Origin of the sequence: Alkalibacterium sp. AK22 (genome assembly GCF_000585255.1) — a bacterium.
GTDB lineage: Bacteria > Bacillota > Bacilli > Lactobacillales > Carnobacteriaceae_A > Alkalibacterium.
Genome location: NZ_JANL01000015.1, coordinates 140,439 through 160,245, shown reverse-complemented (window position 1 = coordinate 160,245; position 19,807 = coordinate 140,439). Strand labels below are relative to the sequence as shown.

Sequence of the window (19,807 nt, the reverse complement as noted above, 5' to 3'; positions counted from 1 at the left end):
TTGGAGCTATGAATTATTCAGGAATATATAACTTTTTTAACTTCTCCTGCATTGTACCACTAATTCTCCGGCTTACACATACTTCAGAAAAAATCTCTTGCTGTTACTCTTCTTTACCTGCAGGATTCAAATCGTCAAGAAATAGCCGCGATCTTCTAAAAGACACCCGCGCATCAAAGCAGACAAAAACAGGCTGATCCTGCATATGAAAGGATCAACCTGTTTGGATAAAATGGTCCTGTATCTTTTTTGAGAAACAAACGCCCGTCTGTCCTCTGTTTTCTGTTACTTGCCCAAAATCTCAGCAGCCTGCTGCAGGGACCGTCCTTCCACTTCTGCCAGCTTGCGTGCTTTGTCCATCAGAACGGCAAAAGCATCCGGGGTCAGGCACTGTTCGCCGTCACTCCATGCATTTTCAGGATCATTGTGTACTTCAATCATCAAACCATCGGCACCGGCTACGATGCCGGCTTTCGCTCCCGCCTCCACCAGATAGGACTCCCCTCCGGCATGGCTTGGATCGACAACGATTGGCAGGTGAGACAGTTTCTTGATGGCCGGTACAGCCTGAATATCTAAAGCATTACGCGTTTCTGTCTCGAAGGTTCGGATTCCCCGTTCACATAGGATCACATTTTCGTTCCCTTCTGACATGATGTATTCAGCTGACATCAGCCATTCTTTATAGGTAGCCGACAGACCGCGCTTCAAAAGAACAGGCGTCTGTGTTTTCCCGACTTCTTTCAAGAGATCAAAGTTCTGCATATTGCGGGCACCAATCTGAATCATGTCCACAGATTCAACAAACGCGTCAATCCAGCTGGTCGACATCAACTCTGTCACAATAGGCAAGCCTGTCTCTTTTTTGGCCGCTTGCAGCATCCGAAGCCCCTCCAGCTCCAGACCCTGGAAACTGTATGGTGAGGTCCGAGGCTTGAAGGCGCCGCCCCGCAAGAAGTTGGCTCCTGCTGCCTTGACGCGCTTGGCAACCTGGATGATTTGCTCTTCACTTTCAACCGAACATGGTCCGGCAATCACGCCTAAAGTGTCTCCACCAATCGTCTGATCACCGACCTGAATCACTGAATTATCTGGATGGAATTTGCGGTTGGCTTTTTTGTAAGGTTCCTGTACCCGGATGATCTGTTCAACGACTTTGTTGGCTTTGATATGATGCTCATCCAGTGCACTGGTATCGCCAATCAGACCCAGAAAATCCCGTCTGGCATCCGAAAAGTGACTGACAGCTACCCCTTTGCTTTCCAATCGATCGGCCAGTTGTCTAATATCTTCTGCCGGTGTCCCTTGTTTCAATACAATAATCACGTTTTTGTCTCCTTCAATAATCCTGATTTTATCGTGCTGTTTAAAGCTAGCTGATACCCGGGTAGACAGCTTCCATCCGGGTTTCAGCCTTCACCTTGCCTGTGTCCGCTGTTTTCAATGGGCTGCCTGTTTTTTTGAGGCCTGAATCAGTTTTTGGATTGTTTCCCGGTCATTGTCGTGGAAGCAGTTGACAATCTGACTCCCGACAACGACGCCGTCACCGTACTCACTCAGCTGGCGGACATGATCCGGGGTAGATACCCCGAACCCGGCCAGGACGGGTGTATCAGTCATTTTTTTGAGTTCCTGAATATATTCACCCACCGTTTCGGCAAAGGTTGTCTGCGCGCCTGTTGTGCCTTTAACGGTGACTGCATATAGAAAGCCTTCCGTCTTTTGAGCAATTTTCTCAAGCCGTTCTTTAGGGCTAGTCAACGCCGCTAGGCGGATAAGGGCAACATTGTTCTGCGTCAGATCACCAGTCAGCCGGCTTTCTTCTTCCATCGGCAAGTCTGGAATAATCAGGCCGTCTACTCCCGCTTTCGCACTGTCTCTGGCAAAAGCCTTGATTCCGTATGCAAAGATTGGGTTCATATAGGTCATCAGGATGATGGGAATCGACCGGTCCGCTTTGGTTTCTTCGAGTTTTTTCATTACCCCTCTTAGCGTCACTTTTTCACCTAGTGCACGGAGACCGGCTGCCTGGATGGTCGGTCCGTCCGCTACCGGATCGGAAAAGGGAATGCCCAGCTCCAAAGCTGTGGCCCCGGCTGCTTCCAGAAACTGAATCCGCTCATTCAAGACGTCTAGTCCCCCGTCTCCGGCCATGATATAAGGGACAAACAGCTTATCGCCCTTGTTTAGTGTCTCTTGGAATCGCTGGTCAAGTTTTTCTTTACCCATGAGAAGATCCTCCTAATTTTTCACGTACGGTCTCTACGTCCTTGTCGCCTCGTCCAGACAGGCAAATCACCAGGCTTTCGTCCGGTGTCATGTCCTGGGCGATTTTTTGTGCATAGGTGATGGCGTGCGCTGTTTCCAGCGCAGGAATAATGCCTTCTTTGCGGGACAGCAGCTGCAAGCCGTCCATCGCTTCGTCATCCGTGATCCCGGCATAAGTGACCCGTTTGGTTTCCATCAGATAGCTGTGCTCCGGTCCAATCCCCGGGTAGTCCAGTCCGGCGGAAATAGAATACGGCTCCGTGACCTGCCCGCCTTCATCCTGCAAAAGATAGGACATCATGCCGTGCAGGATACCGACTTTTCCGGCTGATAGTGTCGCTGCATGCTGGCCGGAGGAAATCCCTTTTCCAGCGGCTTCTGCTCCGTATAGCTTGACGGACTCTTCTTCCACAAAGGGGGCAAACATCCCCATAGCGTTACTGCCGCCGCCGACACACGTCACAATCGCGTCCGGCAGTTTATTTTCCACTTCCCGAAACTGCTTCTTGGTTTCCAGTCCAATGACACTTTGGAAATCCCGTACGATTTTAGGGAAGGGATGGGGTCCAACAACCGATCCGATAATATAGTGCGTATCTTCCACATTGGCTACCCAGTAGCGCATCGCTTCATTGACCGCGTCTTTCAAAGTCCCTTCACCCTGGTCGACGCTGACAATTTTGGCTCCCAATAGTTCCATTCGAAAAACATTCAGTTTCTGACGTCTAACATCTTCTTTACCCATAAAAATAATGCAGTCCAGATCCAGCAGCGCACAGGCTGTCGCAGTGGCCACCCCGTGCTGGCCGGCTCCGGTTTCCGCCACGACTTTACGCTTACCCATGCGCAGTGTCAGGAGCGCTTGCCCTATGGCATTATTGATTTTGTGTGCACCTGTATGGTTCAGGTCTTCTCTTTTCAGATATACTTTCGGTCCGCCAAAAACTTCTGTTAGACCCTTGGCAAAAGTCAGCGGGGTTTCACGACCGACATAATCTTTCAGATAACCATCCAGTTCTTTCTGGAAAGCCGGATCTTTCTGAGCTTCTTCATACGCCGCTTCCAGTTCAAGTATGGCCGGCATCAGTGTTTCAGGAACGAAGCGTCCACCGAACTGACCAAAATGGCCTGCCTGATCCGGTACCGTTGTCTGTTTATTCATCATGCGTTCTTCTCTCCTTTAGTTGTGTGCTCGTGTGTTCTCACGGTTTCTATAAACTGTCTAATTTTTTCAGGATCTTTCTGTCTATCTGTTTCCACTCCGCTGGATACATCGACTCCAGCCGGCTGCAGTGTGCGGATAGCGTCTAAAACATTGTCCCTATGGAGTCCACCCGCCAGCATAAAGGGACGGTTTGGGCGGTTTTTCTTTAATGTTTCCCAGTTGAACGGCTCTCCGCTCCCCGGGTGCGGGCTGTCAATCAGCAAGTGTGCAGCCAGCTTCAAGGCCTCTTGTGACTCTGTTATATCCTCCTGGCTTAAAGCACGAATCAGTGGGGCCTGAACACTTTTGCAGTCATCTAGGCTTTCCTGTCCATGCAGCTGGACATAATTCAGGTCCACTGCTTTTTGAATGGCATTGACTTCTTCTATCGGCTGATTACGAAAAACCCCCACAACTTTGACCCCCAGGTCCGTGCAGCTCTGACGGATCAGTCTGGCTTGATCTACCGTCACCTGCCGGCTGCTTTGGGCAAACACCAGACCGATCATGTCTGCTCCAGCTTCAGCCGCTACTCTGGCGTCCTCAACTGTCTGAATCCCACAAATTTTAATGAGCATGCTGAGTGGCTCCTTCTTTAAAAGTCTGAATCAGACCGGCCGGATCCTCTGCCCGCATCAGCGTTTCTCCAACTAAGACCGCCTTTGCGCCAGCTTTTGAAACCTGCTTAACGTCTGCTGCCGAGACAATTCCGCTCTCACTGATCAATACTTGCTTGCTTGTATCAATCTGATCAGCAAGGGCTTCTGTTGTAGCCAAGTCTACTTCAAATGTTTTCAAGTTCCGGTTATTGATGCCAATCAGCCGCGGTCCAACCTGCTGGACCCGCTTCAGTTCTGCCTGATTGTGCACTTCCACCAGCACATCCAGTTCTTTTGACCGGGCATAGGTGTAAAGATCGTTCAGTTGACTGTCCGACAAGGCAGCGGCGATCAGTAAGATCACGTCCGCTCCGTAAGCATAGGCCCGGTCAATCTGAATGCGGTCAATCACAAAGTCCTTGTTTAATACCGGCAGGTCCACAGCTTCACGGACTGCTTCTAAGTCCGCTATCGTTCCGCCGAAAAAGGGCTGATCGGTCAGAACAGATATCATCCCTGCACCCGCTTGTTCGTATACCTTGGCCTGCTTGTCTGGCTGGAGCGCTGTATTGATTTCTCCTTTAGACGGGGAAGACCGCTTGAATTCAGCAATCACCTGCATTCCGCCTTCTGTTTGACAGCGGTCATAAAAAGACCGGACCGGCTGCTTGCGCTGTATCTCTTCTATCGAAAAGTGTTCTTTCAAAAAAACGACTTCTTTTTTCTTTTCTTCTATTATACGGTCTAAAATGGTCTCCATTAGACCGCCTCCTTTTTATATGCTCTCAAGTTGTTCAGCCTTTCTAAGGCGGCACCTGAGTCGATGCTCGCTGCTGCCAGCTGCACCCCTTCTTCTGGTGTCGCTGCCTTACCACTAGCCAGCAGACCCAAACCGGCATTCAGCAAGACAACATCCCGGTGAGGGCCTTTTTTGCCTTCTAGTACGGCGGTCAAGATAGCTGCATTTTCTTTTGCGTCGCCGCCCTTAAGCTCTTCATTGTCGACTCGATTCAACCCAACAGCTTCCGGCGTTAGCTCAAAAGACTCAAGTTTGCCATCTGCTAGCAAGATGCACTGGCTTGGACCGGACAGAGAGGCTTCATCCAGGCCCCCACTGCCGTGAACAACCACTGCACGTTCTCTTCCCAAGTTTTTCAAGACCTGGGCAATGGCTTCCAGCTTGTCTTCCCTGTAAACCCCCATCAGTTGAGTCGTCAGGGCTGCCGGGTTGGTCAGCGGACCGATCAGATTGAATATAGTCGGAATCCCCAATGCCTTTCTGACCGGCATCACATGCTTCATGGCCGGATGAACCTGTTGAGCAAACAGAAAAGCGATATGGTTGTCTTCAAGAAGCTGCATCATGTCTTTTGGTGTCGCACTCAAATGGACACCTAGTGCTTCCAGGACATCGGCACTGCCTGTTTTGCTGGAAATGCTGCGGTTGCCGTGCTTGGCTACTTTAACGCCCGCTCCAGCCAGTACAAAAGCGCTGGTTGTACTGATATTGAAACTCTGTGAACCGTCTCCTCCGGTCCCACAATTATCCATGACACCTGCCAGTTCTTTCGGCAACTGAATGGCATGAGCCTTCATCTCTTTGGCTAAGCCGGTCAGTTCGCTGACTGCTTCGCCTTTCGTCTGTAGGGCGGACAGGAAAGCCGCTTTTTGACGTTCATCTGTTTCTGGCGAAAAGAGCTGCCGGCTGGCGTCCTGCATTTCGTCACTCGTCAAGTCCTGCTGCTGTATGACTTTTTCGATATAGCTTCTCATTGGACTGTCTCCACTTCCTTTTCAATCGTGTTCAGGAAATTCTGGATCATCTGTCTGCCGTTAAGCGTCCCGATAGATTCCGGGTGAAACTGGACACCATAAATCGGGTAGGTGTCGTGTTTCACAGCCATAATTTCACCGTCCAAAATGGAGGTGGCCGTTACTTTTAAGCAAGCGGGAAGAGTCTCTTTTAAAATAACGAGAGAGTGGTAGCGCATGACTTCAACTTTTGCTTCCAGTCCTTCAAACAAATCCGCTTGGTGATGCAGAACCTGGGCTGTTTTCCCGTGTTTGACTTCGTCCGCATACCCAACGATTCCCCCAAAGGCTTCTCCGATGGCCTGATGGCCCAGGCAGATTCCTAAAATAGGTAGCTCTTCTTTCAGTTCTTTAACCATATCGATACATATACCCGCTTCAGCTGGCGCACCCGGACCCGGGGATAAAACAATGGCCTTAGGCCCCAGCACTCTAATTTCTTCTATTGTGATCGCATCGTTTCGGACGACTTTGACTTCTTCTCCGCATTCGCCTAGGTATTGATACAAGTTGTAAGTGAATGAATCATAATTATCAATGAGTAAAATCATTTTTGTCCAACCTCCAGTAAGGATTTTGCCTTGTTCATCGTTTCTTGATATTCAGTGGCCGGATCGGAGTCGTACACAATTCCGGCACCTGCCTGTACGTAGGCTTTTTGATTTTTAATGACCATGGTCCGGATAGCTAGTGCCAGATCCAGGTCTCCATTCAAGTTGATATAGCCAATCGATCCGGCATAGACGCCTCTTTTTTTCTCTTCCAGTTCATTGACCAGCTGCATTGCCCGAATCTTGGGTGCACCTGAAACGGTGCCCGCTGGAAGCGTGGTCGTCAAGGCATCCAGGCCGCTCAGACCCTCAGCCAGTGTCCCGCTGACTTCAGACACGATATGCATTACATGCTGGAAACGCTCGATTTCCATAAAGGTATCGATACAGATTGAACCGATTTTTGAGACACGGCCCAAATCGTTACGGCTCAAGTCAACCAACATTTTGTGTTCAGCTACTTCTTTTTCATCTGCCAGCAGTTCCTCTGCATAAGCGGCATCTTCCGCTTCAGTCTTGCCTCTTGGCCGTGTGCCGGCGATTGGATTCGTAATGACCTGACCTCCTGATACTTTGATCAGACTTTCCGGAGAAGCCCCTAGCACGATATAGTCTTTAAAATCGACAAAAAACATGTACGGTGAGGGGTTCGACACTCTTAGCTTGCGGTAGAAACTGAAGGGGTCGACATGAAAGTCGGCCTGCATACGCTGAGACAGGACAGCCTGGAATATATCTCCGTCAATAATGTGCTGCTTGGTTTTTCTGACCAGTTCCATAAAGGTTTCTTTGTCTGTGGCTGCCTTGAATTCCAGTGGAGTCAGCTCTTCTCTTTTCTCTTCCATCGGCTGATTAAGCATGCTCTCAATTTGACTGATTTGCTCGGCGGCATCCCCGGTTTCGTGGACGTCAAGGGCTACGATTGTGACTTCCTGCTTCTTGTGGTCAAAGACGACCAGTTCCCGGTAAAACATTAAATGAATGTCCGGCATCCCGATTTCGTCTTCCAGCCGCTCACCAATCTGCTCGTACTGCCGGATAGCGTCATAGCCGATGTAGCCGACCGCTCCACCGTAAAAAGGAAACGGCAAATCAAGGGCTACGTTCGGGATATGGGCTTTCACGACTTCCAGTGGTTGGCCCGTGAGCTTTTCTGTCTGCCCTTGGGCTCTCACCTCTATCTTATCGCCGTCCCCGATGATTTCTTTGTAAGGGTCCATCCCGATAAAAGAGTAGCGTCCTTTTTCACCGTGGCCGCTCGAGCTTTCCAGAATGAACTTTTTTTCACCTTGCAGACGCTGGTAAACAGCTATCGGTGTCAGCATATCTCCGTTGATTTGTTTTGTTTCGTATGTGATTGTCATCTTTGTCTCTCCTCGTGTTTGTTTATCGTTTTAAGTTATATTTTTGAATGCAAAAAAGCCCCCCATCAGCTTTTATACTGATGCGGGACGATAAAATTTACCGCGGTACCACCACAATTCAGGAGGAAACCTCCTGCACTCTCATCCGTTATCGGGGATGAAGCGACCAGTCCTACTCTTTTTCAGACAGGTTCTCATAAGTCCATTCCATGCACTGTCCATACCTGCTTCTCAGCCCTGCAGGTTCTCTGTAGTGAAAACAAGTGCATGTACTCCTCTTACTTGTCGATACGTTATTTTTTTATGGATCCGGCTGTAAACCGCTTCGCCTTGCCTGTTCTTGATAACAAAAAAGGCAGAAACTCAGTGTAAATGAGTTTCTGCCTTGGCAGAGTCCACAAGTATTCAGGGTACAACGGTCTGCCGTTCTGATGCACCTGACGATACACCTTGCCTGCTGTTTAACCTGAATACCAATCATGTGTGTAAAGAATCACTCATCTACGATTCACTTCTTCAATTTTTGCGCAACGCCAATAACCAGCGCGTACGTCGACGCCCCAGCTTTGCCATGAATAATGTGCAGTCAATTGAACAAATAAATCCTTAGACATGATTGAGTGATCCTCCTCTCGTTTGAATGTGTGTTAATTTCTTAATTGTTTCTCATTATAGGGAGCCCCCATAAGAATGTCAAGCCTGCCGATCAAAAAAATAACCCCCGTTTTTTATTCTATCCGTTTCAACCTCTCATTCAGCACGGCTTGCAGGCTCAGTTAAAGGTCTTTTGGACGGTTTCAACCAGTTTACGGTTGAACTGTTCCTGCCTGTTTGACTGCTTGGCTTGCTTGTTGACCAGCAGGCTAACATAAAACTCAGGCGCATCGGTCAGTTCCAGCTTCACGATGTCGCTGCGGTCTCTGACCAGCAGATCAATCATCAGACCGGCACTCATGCCGGAAGCAATCATTGAATTGGCTGTCTGAATCTCGTTGCTGTAGTGAATATAGGAGTCCTCGATCTGATGGTCTTTGGCCCATTGCTCAAAAATACGCTGGTGTGTATAGCCTTTGGCCAAAGTTACAAAATGCGTTTCTTTCAGCATCCGGCTGCTGATACGCTTGAAGCCTGCCAAAGGATGGCTGGGTGATACCCACAAGTGCAGCTGTTTCTGAGCAATCGGCAACTGGATCAGGTGGCTGTCATCCAGTGTCTGCCTGTCACTGCCAACGATAGCCGCCGATACCTCTCCCTTTTTGACCAGCTCATACATCGCATCCGAACTTTCTTCTTCCACAAACTTCAGATCACTTAAGTATTCCGCCAGCTGCGGCATGATTTGGGGAAGGAAATGCCCTCCAATTGTCGGCAGGAAGCCTAGAGTGACCGTTTGGGAGCCCAGACTGTGCATCTCCTTTTTAGTCTGTTCAATCAGATCAGTGATTTCGACCGACTTTTCAAAGAGTAGCTCACCTGCTTCAGTGAGCTCTACGCTTTTTGAAGAACGATCACGACTGATCAAACTCGTGTCAAATTCCGTCTCTAGTCTTTTAAGCGCGATGGATATAGATGGCTGAGATATGTAAAACGCTTCCGCGGTCTGAGTGAAACTTCGTGTTTCAGCTAAGGTTCTGTAGTAAAAAAGATCCTGCAGTTTCATTTGTTCAAGGCCTCCATTAATATGTGAGCATACTCACGAATTTTCAACTTATAAATATCACTTATAATAACATAAAAAGGCCATATTTCCTATTTTGTAAACGCTTGCTATATTGAGTGTGTAGACAGCGCTTACATTAAAAATTGACTCACTTTCTTTTCAATGAAAGGTTTAGAGATGAAAGGTTCAGAGGTTTGTCGACAACTTCTGTTCGGGTCAACAGTCTGCCTGCTGTCCTGATTTTACACGTACACATGGAGGTGTCCTTTTTGAAAATCATCAAACAGTTATTTTGGTTATTTACTTTTTCTTTTGCCGGAGAAGTTTTGTCTTACCTCAGTCCGGTCGCTGTCCCCGGTAGCGTACTTGGCATGGTGCTGATGTTTCTAGCCCTGCAGTTCAACTGGATCAAAATGGAACAGGTGGAGGAGGCCGGTGAATGGCTGACCAATAATATGGCTATCCTATTCATCCCGGCCGGTGTCGGCTTGATGACCAACTTCGGCATCATCAGCTCTGTCTGGTGGCAGCTATTGATTGTTGTCTTTGTCTCTACCACACTGATGATCGCTCTGGTCGGTGTCACGGTCCAGGCCATTATCAGAAAAGCACATAAAAAAGCAGCGCAGGTCTCTGAGACTCCGCTGTCATGGAAGGGAGAGCGCGTCGTTGATTGAAGAACTGGCATCCAATCCGTTTTTCGGAATCATTCTATCTGTTTCTTTGTACCTGATTGGTCAAAGGCTTCATAAAAGGTGGCCGATCCCGCTCTTTACTCCACTGGTGTTTGCAATCATCATGACAATCGTGATCCTTTTGACCTTAAACATCCCTTACGCGTCCTACTTCAACGGCGGACAGTACATCAACATGTGGATCACGCCTGCAACAGTGGCTCTAGCTATCAAGCTGAAGAAAAATATCGAGCACTTGAAGAAAAACGTCACGGCGATACTGTCGGGCATCGGTATTGGAGTGATTTTCCACACTGTGATTATCGTTATGCTGAGTCTACTCTTCCAGTTCAATGAAGAGCTAGCCGCAACCCTGTTTCCGAAATCCGTCACCACAGCCATTGCACTGGGTGTATCGGAATCACTTGGCGGAATTGCTTCGCTAACTGTAGCCGTTGTTGTCTTTACGGGTGTTTTAGGCGCCGTAATCGGGCCGACGCTATTCAACTGGCTGAATGTCACTGATCCGGTAGCCCAGGGTGTTGCCATGGGCTCGGGCTCTCACGCCATGGGAACGACCAAGGCGATTGAAATGGGAGATGTTCAGGGAGCCATGTCCGGCTTGTCCATCGTCTTGACCGGCATCGCCGTCGTCATCCTGGCTCCTTTCGGTTTGATGCTGATCCAGCTGTTCTTCTAAACAACAGACTATTCAGTAAGGACTGGCCGCATTAAAACGTCGAATCGTTACGTTAAGGGCGGCTATCTTATCCGTCCCTTACCTGCTAAAAAATGCAGCCCCTATCTTCAGAAAAACTTATGCTATCAATGATTAAAAAAAAACAAACTTACAATGGAGGAATCAACAATGGAACAGACTTATGTTATGGAATATAAAGCACCGTCAGAAGTAAAGGACATCGATGTGGTCAACACTTATGAACTGGAAATGCAGGCAGGAGAGATCGTTCCTCAAGGCGGCTTCGACTATATTTCCGGCGGGTCCGGTGACGAATATACCCTCAAGCAGAATGTCGACTGCTTTAATCAAAAAGGCATCCTGCCTCGGGTTCTGGCTGACGTCGAAAATCCTGACACACACACATCCATACTGGGTCATGACATCAAAGCGCCTTTTATTATGGCACCCATCGCTGCTCACGGGCTGGCTCACCAGAGTAAAGAAGCTGGTACTGCCCGAGGCGTATCCGAGTTCGGTACGATCATGTCCATCAGTGCCTATTCCGGCGCGAAGTTTGAAGAAATCGAAAAAGGCCTGAACGGCTCTCCCCGCTGGTTCCAGCTTTATATGAGCAAGGACGACGAAATCAATAAGCTGATCGTCGATGAAGCCAAGGCTGACGGGGCTACCGCCATTATTTTAACCGCCGATGCGACGGTGTCCGGCAACCGCGAAAAAGATATCCGTAACAAGTTTGTTTATCCTTTCGGCATGCCGATTGTTTCTCGCTACCTGACCGGATCCGGTGAAAAAATGTCTTTGAACAATATTTATGCCCAGTCTAAGCAGAAAATCAGTCCACGGGATGTCACATTCTTATCTGAATACTCAGGCTTGCCGATTTTCGTCAAAGGGGTCCAGAGTGCTGAAGACGCCTTGCTAGCCATCGGTGCCGGAGCTGCTGGCATATGGGTCTCCAATCACGGCGGCCGTCAGCTAGACGGCTCTCCTGGTTCCTTTGAAGCTCTAGAAGATATCTCCAAAGCCGTTCAGGGACGTGTACCGATTGTCTTTGATTCTGGCATCCGCCGTGGCGAGCATATCTTCAAAGCCCTGGCATCCGGTGCCGATGTCGTAGCTATCGGACGACCTGCCCTATACGGCCTTGCCCTGGGTGGATACAAAGGTGTGAAAAGCGTCTTTGAATACTTCGAAAAAGACCTAAAACGTGTCATGCAGCTAGCTGGTACCCAGACGGTGGAAGATATCAAGCAGACAGAACTGTTCGATAAAAAATAAAGGCCTAGATATATAAAAGGCACAGGACCCAAAGCGTACCTCTCTGGTCCTGTGCCTTTTTGTCTGTGCAAGCATTTGGCATCTTCTAACTTTCCATAGCTGTCTGACACACCGACGAACCTGCAGTGCTGTGATCAGGTCATCTGATACGTCAGCACACTGAACGCCAGTGAAAGAACGAGCCATAAAACCTGAACAATGATAATCGCCCGCTTGATATGTGCAGGCTTTTGCGTACCGTAGAAGTAAAAGTACAAAAACAAACCGGTGATGACTGCCGAGTTGACCGCTGCCCAGATGACGTTGCCCCCCAGACCAATTAGATCAGTCAACACACTCAGCAGCATCCCGATCCCGTTAGAGTAAAAGAGTGCCGTCCAGATATCGTTGGTATAGACCTGCTCATCTTTGGCAATCCACTGCGTCGGAAACTTGATCAGCGCATACTGCACCACTGTAACCGCAAAAAGTCCCAGTCCACCAATCAGCAGACTGACCAGTATGACGACAGTGACCATCCCCATGCCACTTTCTGGATCAGTTGTGACCCCCTCTGTGACTAGCCCAGTCAACGCCGACAGCAAGATAACCCCTATGTAGAACCCCATCGCTTTTTTGGGGAACTGATCATGTGTCTGTGGCTGATCTGTCTGATTATTCGTTTGCTTCATCTGCTTTTCCTCCAGTATAGCCCGCCTGATGGCGACGACTTAATGTATGTCCACACGGCTTATCCGTTTTCACTTTAGCATAAGAGCAGCTTCGAGTACAATGAAATCGAGATTAGTGCTTCAGTATTATAGAGAGAGGACGACTATTCGCTCTGCCTAGTCACCCTTCTCTATATCGACAACGTATCCGGAAGAAGGCAGATAGTATATTCTGTAAACTTTCCCTTCTTCGAGCGAAAATGTCCAGGGATTTTTCGTATAAATTCGTCCGTCCATTTCAAACTGATTAGGATAGTACGAGGCCGTCATGACTCCCTCATGGATGCTGTAGTTCTGCTGAAGCGCATAGGGGATATCCTTGAATCCCACAAATAACACACTGTAGCCCCAGTAGATTAAAATACAAAGCATAAGCAACCAAAAGCTCCTCCCCTTTGTAGACAGTGTTTGACGAAACAGCTGGATAGTCAGTCCAGCGCATACAGCAGACACTATTAAAAAAATCAGGCTGGCCCATAATAAACCGGCAAAGTAATATCCCATCTGATTGTCCCCTCTTGAAGGCAGTGAAGCGTGCAGCCGAACATACTCTGCTGCACGCTTCTACATATGATCATTCTCCATTGAAAGATACTGCACTAGATTATATCGATGATTTCTTTTTTACCTGCGGCATTAGCTGGGGCATAGCTGAATATAAGCCCGACTAGCGAAGAGATACCCAAGGAAACTAAAACGGTCACCATATCGACTCCGGTTGAAAACGGAAGCAGTATCGCTGCAGCTGCCGAAAACATTAGGCCTAGAAGGTAGCCGAACGCTCCACCGATACTGGTCATCATGACTCCTTCCAACACAAACTGCAGACGGATACTTTTTTGAGAGGCGCCTAAGGCTCGTCGAATCCCAATTTCCTTTGTGCGCTCAGATACAGAAATATACATCATATTCATTACCCCAATCCCTGCAATAAATAAAGAAATACCCGCCACACTGGCGATGAACAAAGTGATGCCGTTGAGTACCTGCGAAACACCATCCGTCATCATCGACATATCCCAATGTTCGTAGCTTCCCATCGCACGCATGGAGCCTTCTTCCTCCAGGTAAGTCACGGCTTCACTGGCTACTTCAGAAGGCAGACTGCCCCTTTGAACAGTCAGACGGACTTCGCTGGCAGTGCCTCCCTGTGTATGGTAAAGGTTATAACTGGCTGCAGGGATTTCAACTTCATCCAGCATAAATTCGCTAAACAAACCCGTCCTATCGATTGCTGCTTCATAAACTCCTATAATGGTGTATAGTTCGTCTCCCAGTCTGATTCCTTTACCAACCGATTCTTCTGGTATTAGAAACATTTCCTCTGCCAGAGTGTGGGGGATAACCGCAACCCGGCTGCTTCTGGTGTAATCTGAAAGCTGAAGACCCCGTCCGACTGAGACTCCTCTTCCTGATTCTTCTGTCAGAGTGATATCAACATACCGTTCTTCCCCATTAACCCGTGTATCCAGAGACGTATACTGAAGATTCCCTTCGATTCTTGTAGCCTCTGCTACTCCGGATAAGCGCTCAAGAGACTGTAGATCACGGTCAGTGAACAGTTCGTCGTTCGTTTCAAGCATCCACATAGGATCTTCTGACTGGAATGCAATATCAACTGTCACTAGGTCTCCTTCTTCAGGGTTCAATGCATCCATGACATAGCGCTCAAATCCTCTACCTATGGACATGATTGTGCTCACTGCTGCAATCCCAATAACAATGCCGATCATCGTCAGAAAACTGCGTTTTTTGTTTTTCAAAAGAGCCATCCAAGCTCCTCTAATTACAACTTTGGGTTTCATCCTGCTAGTTCACCTCTTCCGTCAGCAGTCCATCCTGCATATGAACTACCCGGTTGCAGTAGTCTACCGTCGATGGATCGTGGGTTACTAACACGATTGTGACCCCTTCTATGTTGAGTTGCTGGAAAACATGCATGATATCTTCTGACGTTCTAGTATCCAGTGCACCTGTAGGTTCATCTGCTAAAATAAAGTCCGGCTCATTAATGATTGCTCTAGCAATAGCGGCTCGCTGCTGTTGCCCACCTGATAGCTGCTTTGGATACTTATCCTCCTTGTCACCAATTCCCAGTTTCGTCAGCAGTTCAGAAACTCTCACTTTAGTTTCTTTCTGTGTCCATCCTGCATACAAAAGCGGGAGCTCGACATTCTCTGCAACGGTCAGTGTTTCAATCAGATTGAACTGCTGAAAGACAAAACCGACTCGCTCATTTCTGAGCTGGGACAGGTCCTGGTCTCCCTTGGACATCACCTTTTCGCCATCCAGAAGATAGTCACCCCTGTAGGCTTTATCCACAAAACCAATCAGGTTAAGTAAAGTGGATTTCCCTGAACCCGACGGCCCCATGATTGCAAGAAAGTCCCCCTGCTCTACCGTCAAATCGATGTCTTTCAGTACGGGGATCCAGTCGTCTTCAGCTTTATAGGCTTTTTGGATTTTTTTTAATTTAATCATACCGTACACTTACCTCGTCCCCATCTGAAAGTGTGTCTTCCGGTTCCTCCAGCACCTCTTCCCCGGACATCAGTCCTTCTTTCAACAGGTACATATTCCCTTCGCTCTCAACCTCTACTGGCCGGCGTTCAGCCGTCCCGTCATTGTAAACATAGACATACGTCCCTTCCTCCTCGGATATTACTGTAGAAGCAGGCAAGTATATAAGTCCTTCATAGAAAGCTATCTCTACAGAAAAACCATACTGAATCGGTTCGTCCGGACTGACGGTAAAGAGGTAACGGGCTGTTTCATTTTCCCCACTCACTTGTGCTGGGATAGATGAAACATAGGTGATAGCTCCTTCCATTTCCCGATCAGAATTTGTCAGGCTGATATGTACCTTTTCACCTTTTTTAATTTTTTCAAAGTCGTATTCAGAAACACTTGCCTCAATTTCTACATCTTCCGATACGATACTTAAGTAGGGGGCGCCCGTCCCTTGGCCGTCTTCAGTTCCACCCGGGTTTACATGGACTTGTCCTGAAATAACAGCTTTTTCTGTGACCTTTGCCTGGTCACTTAATCGATTAATAGAAAAATCCAAGTCCTCAAGCTGTTCCAGCAGGTCCTGGTCAGCCTGATCAATTTGGCTAATTTCCATTTCAGCTTCTGCTATTTCCATTTCATAAGAAGACAGCTCTGATTCAAACCTGCCTACTGCTTCCCCCTCAAGAGCTGAGTCTTCTTTGTATTGATTGCCTTCTCTTTCTGCTCTGTCCCGCCCATTTACAGCATTGGCACGGTCTGTTTCAAGCGCCGACCGTCTGCTTACTAGACGCTCCCGTTGACGCCTTTGATCATCCAACTGCCTCTGAGCTTCTTCATTTTGGTATGTAAGTAATTCTGTTCCGGGTTCAACTGTCTGTCCGTTGGTTACATATAACTCTACCAGTTCTTCACTGCCTCCATCCAGATATACTTCCTGTATATCCAGTGCCTGTACCCGGCCGTCAAAGAGCACAGGTGCTTCTTCATACACTTCATAGACAGTATAGTCTGCTCCTTCATCTGTGCCTGACTCGCTTCCAGATACCCACTGCACACCAACAATCAGCACAAGCAGCACGCCTACCAGCAGGCCGGCTACCCAACCTTTACCGGGCTTCCAGCCTTTGTTCTGTTTTTTTTCTTTACCCATCTCTCAGCCTGCTTCCTTAAAGTGCCATACTACTTAGTAACATATCGCCAGCCACACTCAAACCAGTCCCTAGAATGAACCATCCTACTTGCACAATGGTCACAGCACGCTTGACATGTTGGGGCTTTTCGATCCCTGAATAATAAAAATACAGAAAGAGCCCGACACCTACTGCCGAAATGGTCATGGATACAAATAGATTGTCTGATACATTGAGCTGCGCAATCAAGAAGGCCAGCAGGACACCAATCGCTCCTGAATAAAAAATAGCTGCCCAGATATCATATTTATATACCTCTCTGTCTTTGGCAATCCAACGTGAGGGGTATAATATCAGCGCATACTCAATCACTGTCCCCACAAAAAGCCCCATTCCACCAAGCAAGCCGGCAATAAGCATAATCACTAAAGTTGTCTGGACGTCCCCTTCTCCTGTTACCTCTCCCCAGTCAAAAGCCAGCTGAAGCAGTCCCGCTAGCACAAACGACCCTATGTACAACCACATGGCCCCTTTCGGAAAAGTGTACCCCTGCCTGTTTTCTTCAATCAATTCTTCCTTATCATCCATACTTTTTCCTCCTTTTATAAATCAAACATTAATATTTCAATTCCATTACAATGTTTGCTGTCTATACCTTACCATAATTTAAAAGGCTGGTTCAACGCTTCACTATATATTGTTTTATAATATATCCGCCTATTTAAATATAAGTTTTTCCCAGTCATCCCTCCTGCCTTTCACTAAAATTCAAAAGTGACTCCGTGTGTTCAAATCATCGTCTGTTTACTGGTAGTCTCCGCTGTCACAAGATTCATCTGACGATATCATTGGATTTTAGGGCATGGGCAGCTTGCTTTGTACACAGAAATCCAAAATAAAAATCCCCGAATAAGGGAGAGACTATAACTAGCCGCCCTTATTCGGGGATTGTATGCGTATATCCAGCTTACGCTTTAGCTTTCGCTGTAGGCGAATGTTTTGCTTTCCGCTTTTTTCTGACTTTTAGCTTTTTCTACTTTGACTTCGCCAATTGGCAGAATCGTTTTACCATAGACTTCGTTCAGGACCTGAGCCATGGCTGCGTAGATAGCAGACAGACCACAGAAGATTCCTTCAAAGCCGGCAATCATTAAAATCAGTGCTGAGCCCGTGTAGTTTCCGACAGCCAGCAGGAAGAACAGGATAGTCAAAGAGCCGAAAACGACTTGCAGTGCGCGGTTGATGCGCAAAGTACCCACAAACATGAACAGAGTGAAGAGTCCCCACATGAAGAGGAAAGCGGCCATAGACAAAGCGTTAGGTGCTTCTCCGAGACCCAGCATCGGCAGGATGTTCAAGCCAACAAGGGCCATCCAGAAAAAGCCGTAAGAGGTAAAGGCTGTTGTCCCAAAGGTGTTGTCTTTTTTGAATTCCATAATTCCGGCAATAACTTGGGCCATCCCACCAAAAAAGATGCCCATCGCTAAAATCATTGCATCCAGACCGAAGAAGCCGGCATTATGAATATTGAGCAGTACGGTCGTCATCCCAAAGCCCATGAGACCAAGCGGTGCCGGGTTTGCGGTGATCTCCTTATATGAAACGATTTTTGTTTTTTCCAAAATTAACACTCCTATTTTCTCTTTTATTACACAAGTGCTAAGTATACAGACTGCATGTGAAGCCTGTCAATCTAAAATTAGTAACATCTTAATGTTATCGCTTCCTTTTTTCATTAAACAGTTAATATTTGGTCTTCTCCAGTTAAACAAAATGCATTGTTATTTTTTCAGAACTGAACTCTGGCTGCATCAAAAAAAAGAGCCTCACAAGGAGGCTCCCTATTCTGTTTCGTTTAAAGCTATTTTAGGCGGTCAGCTTTTTTCTTCATGCTGATAAATGCCCTCTTTTCCAAAGTAGTTTTTAGTCAGCTTGACAACAACTGGACTCAAAAGCAGCAGTCCCACTAAGTTTGGAATAGCCATCAGGCCGTTCAGCGTATCCGCCAATGCCCAGATTGCACGCAGGCCACCTGTTGCTCCGACAACGATCAGTGGAATAAAAATCAGGCGGTACAACACAATCGTTTTAGAGCCAAACAGAAATTCTATACAACGCTCGCCGTAGTAAGACCAGCCCAGCAAGGTAGAGAAGGCAAAGAATACTAGTCCAAAAGTGACGATGAAACCGCCAAAGGGCATGCCTTCGTCAAACGCTACAGTGGTCAGCGCTGCACCGTCAAAACCTGTATCCCAGGCACCGGTCATGACGATGACCAGAGCAGTAATTGTACATAGAACCAGTGTATCGGCAAAGACTTCAAAGATCCCCCACAATCCCTGACGGACAGGGTGATCGGTTGTAGCGGCAGCATGGGCGATTGGCGCACTACCCAGACCGGCTTCATTGGTAAAGACTCCACGGGCAATCCCGAAGCGGATGGCCATAGTCATGGTTGCGCCGACAAAGCCGCCGGCTGCCGCACTGCCTGTAAAGGCATCACGGAAAATGATACCGAAAGCTGCCGGCACCTGTGTAATGTTCAAGGCAATGATCAGTAGCCCACCCAAAATATAAACAGCTGCCATGAACGGAACCAGTACAGAAGTGACTTTACCGATTTTCTTGATTCCACCAATCGTCACCGTCGCTACAGCAATGGCCAGAACAATACCGGTGATCAGCGGATCGATATTGAAAGTCGTCTGCAGTGAGTCTGCCACCGAGTTGGACTGGACCATATTTCCGATTCCAAAGGTTGCCGTTGCTCCAAAGACAGCAAACAGAACCGCCAGCCATTTCTGGTTGGCCCCCTTGTCTAAGTAATACATCGGTCCGCCGATAAAGCGGCCGTCTTCAGTCTTTTCGCGGTATTCAATCGATAACACCACTTCTGCATACTTTGTTGCCATCCCGACAACTGCTGCCAACCACATCCAGAACACCGCACCAGGACCCCCGATGGCAATCGCTGTTCCCACACCGGCAATGTTCCCTGTACCGACAGCAGCCGCCAGTGCGGTAGATACCGCCTGAAAGGCTGTGACTTCTCCTTCTCCGACCTGTTCTTTGGCAAACATTTTGAAAAAGGTCTGCTTCATCGCGTAGCCGAACTTAGTAAAGGATACAAAGTCTGCCCGTATCGTGAGGAACAAGCCTGTTCCGATAATCAGAACCAGCAGCGGCCAGCCCCAGACAAGGTCATTGACCACATCATTAATCTCTAGAAAACTTTCGATAAAACTATCCATACTTTCTCTCCTCATAATAATATTATTATTTTTCTCATGATAATCTAATATTATTATACATAACCTTTGACAATTTGTAAAAAAAACTTCTA

20 protein-coding genes and 1 other annotated feature are annotated in these 19,807 nt (G+C 47.7%); of the genes, 3 read left to right on the top strand and 17 right to left on the bottom strand.

From position 1 onward, the window contains the following. Nucleotides 1-285: 285 nt before the first annotated feature. The 9 genes from aroF to ADIAL_RS03570 all read right to left on the bottom strand — a co-directional run bounded on the left by aroF (nt 286) and on the right by ADIAL_RS03570 (nt 9,458). Nucleotides 286-1,326, bottom strand: a complete 1,041-nt coding sequence (aroF, locus tag ADIAL_RS03610; RefSeq protein WP_034300104.1) for a 3-deoxy-7-phosphoheptulonate synthase — start codon at nt 1,324-1,326, stop codon at nt 286-288. Nucleotides 1,327-1,440: 114 nt separating this feature from the next. Further along, a complete protein-coding gene (gene trpA, locus ADIAL_RS03605) occupies nt 1,441-2,229 on the bottom strand; it encodes a tryptophan synthase subunit alpha (protein WP_034300103.1) in 789 nt (262 codons plus the stop codon). Beyond that, a complete protein-coding gene (gene trpB, locus ADIAL_RS03600; protein ID WP_442853024.1) occupies nt 2,222-3,430 on the bottom strand; it encodes a tryptophan synthase subunit beta in 1,209 nt (402 codons plus the stop codon). Before trpB ends, trpA begins: the two co-directional genes overlap by 8 nt. After that, nucleotides 3,430-4,050, bottom strand: coding sequence for a phosphoribosylanthranilate isomerase (locus ADIAL_RS03595; protein ID WP_034300101.1), 621 nt, complete (start codon nt 4,048-4,050; stop codon nt 3,430-3,432). Before ADIAL_RS03595 ends, trpB begins: the two co-directional genes overlap by 1 nt. Continuing rightward, the gene (gene trpC / locus ADIAL_RS03590) at nt 4,040-4,831 is read right to left on the bottom strand and encodes an indole-3-glycerol phosphate synthase TrpC (protein WP_034300100.1); all 792 of its coding nucleotides are present in this window, start codon (nt 4,829-4,831) and stop codon (nt 4,040-4,042) included. The genes ADIAL_RS03595 and trpC overlap by 11 nt, the downstream gene beginning before the upstream one ends. Further along, nucleotides 4,831-5,844 carry an anthranilate phosphoribosyltransferase gene (gene trpD / locus ADIAL_RS03585; RefSeq protein ID WP_034300099.1) on the bottom strand — a complete coding sequence of 338 codons (1,014 nt, stop codon included), beginning with the start codon at nt 5,842-5,844 and terminating at the stop codon, nt 4,831-4,833. Before trpD ends, trpC begins: the two co-directional genes overlap by 1 nt. Then, on the bottom strand, nt 5,841-6,434 hold the full coding sequence (locus ADIAL_RS03580; RefSeq protein ID WP_034300097.1) for an anthranilate synthase component II: 594 nt from the start codon (nt 6,432-6,434) through the stop codon (nt 5,841-5,843). The genes trpD and ADIAL_RS03580 overlap by 4 nt, the downstream gene beginning before the upstream one ends. Next, nucleotides 6,431-7,798: an anthranilate synthase component I gene (gene trpE, locus ADIAL_RS03575; RefSeq protein WP_197017751.1), complete on the bottom strand. Its 1,368-nt coding sequence runs from the start codon at nt 7,796-7,798 to the stop codon at nt 6,431-6,433. The genes ADIAL_RS03580 and trpE overlap by 4 nt, the downstream gene beginning before the upstream one ends. 80 nt (nt 7,799-7,878) lie before the next feature. Beyond that, nucleotides 7,879-8,093, bottom strand: a binding site (T-box leader). 477 nt (nt 8,094-8,570) lie between these two features. Further along, nucleotides 8,571-9,458: a LysR family transcriptional regulator gene (locus ADIAL_RS03570; RefSeq protein ID WP_034300095.1), complete on the bottom strand. Its 888-nt coding sequence runs from the start codon at nt 9,456-9,458 to the stop codon at nt 8,571-8,573. 269 nt (nt 9,459-9,727) lie between these two features. On the opposite strand from ADIAL_RS03570, the gene ADIAL_RS03565 reads away from it, so the two are divergent. The 3 genes from ADIAL_RS03565 (at nt 9,728) to ADIAL_RS03555 (ending at nt 12,113) form a co-directional block, all read left to right on the top strand. After that, entirely contained in the window at nt 9,728-10,135 is a 408-nt protein-coding gene (locus tag ADIAL_RS03565; RefSeq protein WP_051503686.1) for a CidA/LrgA family protein, read from the top strand. Further along, complete coding sequence (locus ADIAL_RS03560) at nt 10,128-10,832, top strand: LrgB family protein (protein WP_034300093.1); 705 nt, start codon at nt 10,128-10,130, stop codon at nt 10,830-10,832. Before ADIAL_RS03565 ends, ADIAL_RS03560 begins: the two co-directional genes overlap by 8 nt. A 168-nt stretch (nt 10,833-11,000) precedes the next feature. Then, on the top strand, nt 11,001-12,113 hold the full coding sequence (locus ADIAL_RS03555; RefSeq protein ID WP_034300091.1) for an alpha-hydroxy-acid oxidizing protein: 1,113 nt from the start codon (nt 11,001-11,003) through the stop codon (nt 12,111-12,113). Nucleotides 12,114-12,247: 134 nt separating this feature from the next. Here ADIAL_RS03555 and ADIAL_RS03550 read toward each other — a convergent pair whose 3' ends face one another. From ADIAL_RS03550 to ADIAL_RS03515, 8 genes are all read right to left on the bottom strand, one after another. Then, the gene (locus tag ADIAL_RS03550; RefSeq protein WP_034300089.1) at nt 12,248-12,784 is read right to left on the bottom strand and encodes a hypothetical protein; all 537 of its coding nucleotides are present in this window, start codon (nt 12,782-12,784) and stop codon (nt 12,248-12,250) included. Nucleotides 12,785-12,940: 156 nt separating this feature from the next. Further along, a complete protein-coding gene (locus tag ADIAL_RS03545) occupies nt 12,941-13,195 on the bottom strand; it encodes a hypothetical protein (RefSeq protein ID WP_155849168.1) in 255 nt (84 codons plus the stop codon). A gap of 227 nt (nt 13,196-13,422) precedes the next feature. After that, nucleotides 13,423-14,628 (bottom strand): ABC transporter permease, encoded by a 1,206-nt coding sequence (locus tag ADIAL_RS03540; RefSeq protein ID WP_034300084.1) that lies wholly within the window; start codon nt 14,626-14,628, stop codon nt 13,423-13,425. A gap of 4 nt (nt 14,629-14,632) precedes the next feature. After that, on the bottom strand, nt 14,633-15,304 hold the full coding sequence (locus ADIAL_RS03535; protein ID WP_034300146.1) for an ABC transporter ATP-binding protein: 672 nt from the start codon (nt 15,302-15,304) through the stop codon (nt 14,633-14,635). Beyond that, nucleotides 15,297-16,484, bottom strand: coding sequence for an efflux RND transporter periplasmic adaptor subunit (locus tag ADIAL_RS03530; RefSeq protein WP_034300082.1), 1,188 nt, complete (start codon nt 16,482-16,484; stop codon nt 15,297-15,299). Before ADIAL_RS03530 ends, ADIAL_RS03535 begins: the two co-directional genes overlap by 8 nt. 16 nt (nt 16,485-16,500) lie before the next feature. After that, nucleotides 16,501-17,052 carry a hypothetical protein gene (locus ADIAL_RS03525; protein ID WP_034300080.1) on the bottom strand — a complete coding sequence of 184 codons (552 nt, stop codon included), beginning with the start codon at nt 17,050-17,052 and terminating at the stop codon, nt 16,501-16,503. A gap of 386 nt (nt 17,053-17,438) precedes the next feature. After that, the gene (locus tag ADIAL_RS03520) at nt 17,439-18,086 is read right to left on the bottom strand and encodes an acetate uptake transporter (RefSeq protein ID WP_034300078.1); all 648 of its coding nucleotides are present in this window, start codon (nt 18,084-18,086) and stop codon (nt 17,439-17,441) included. Between the two features lie 252 nt (nt 18,087-18,338). After that, entirely contained in the window at nt 18,339-19,715 is a 1,377-nt protein-coding gene (locus ADIAL_RS03515; RefSeq protein ID WP_231492062.1) for an alanine/glycine:cation symporter family protein, read from the bottom strand. Nucleotides 19,716-19,807 lie beyond the last annotated feature (92 nt).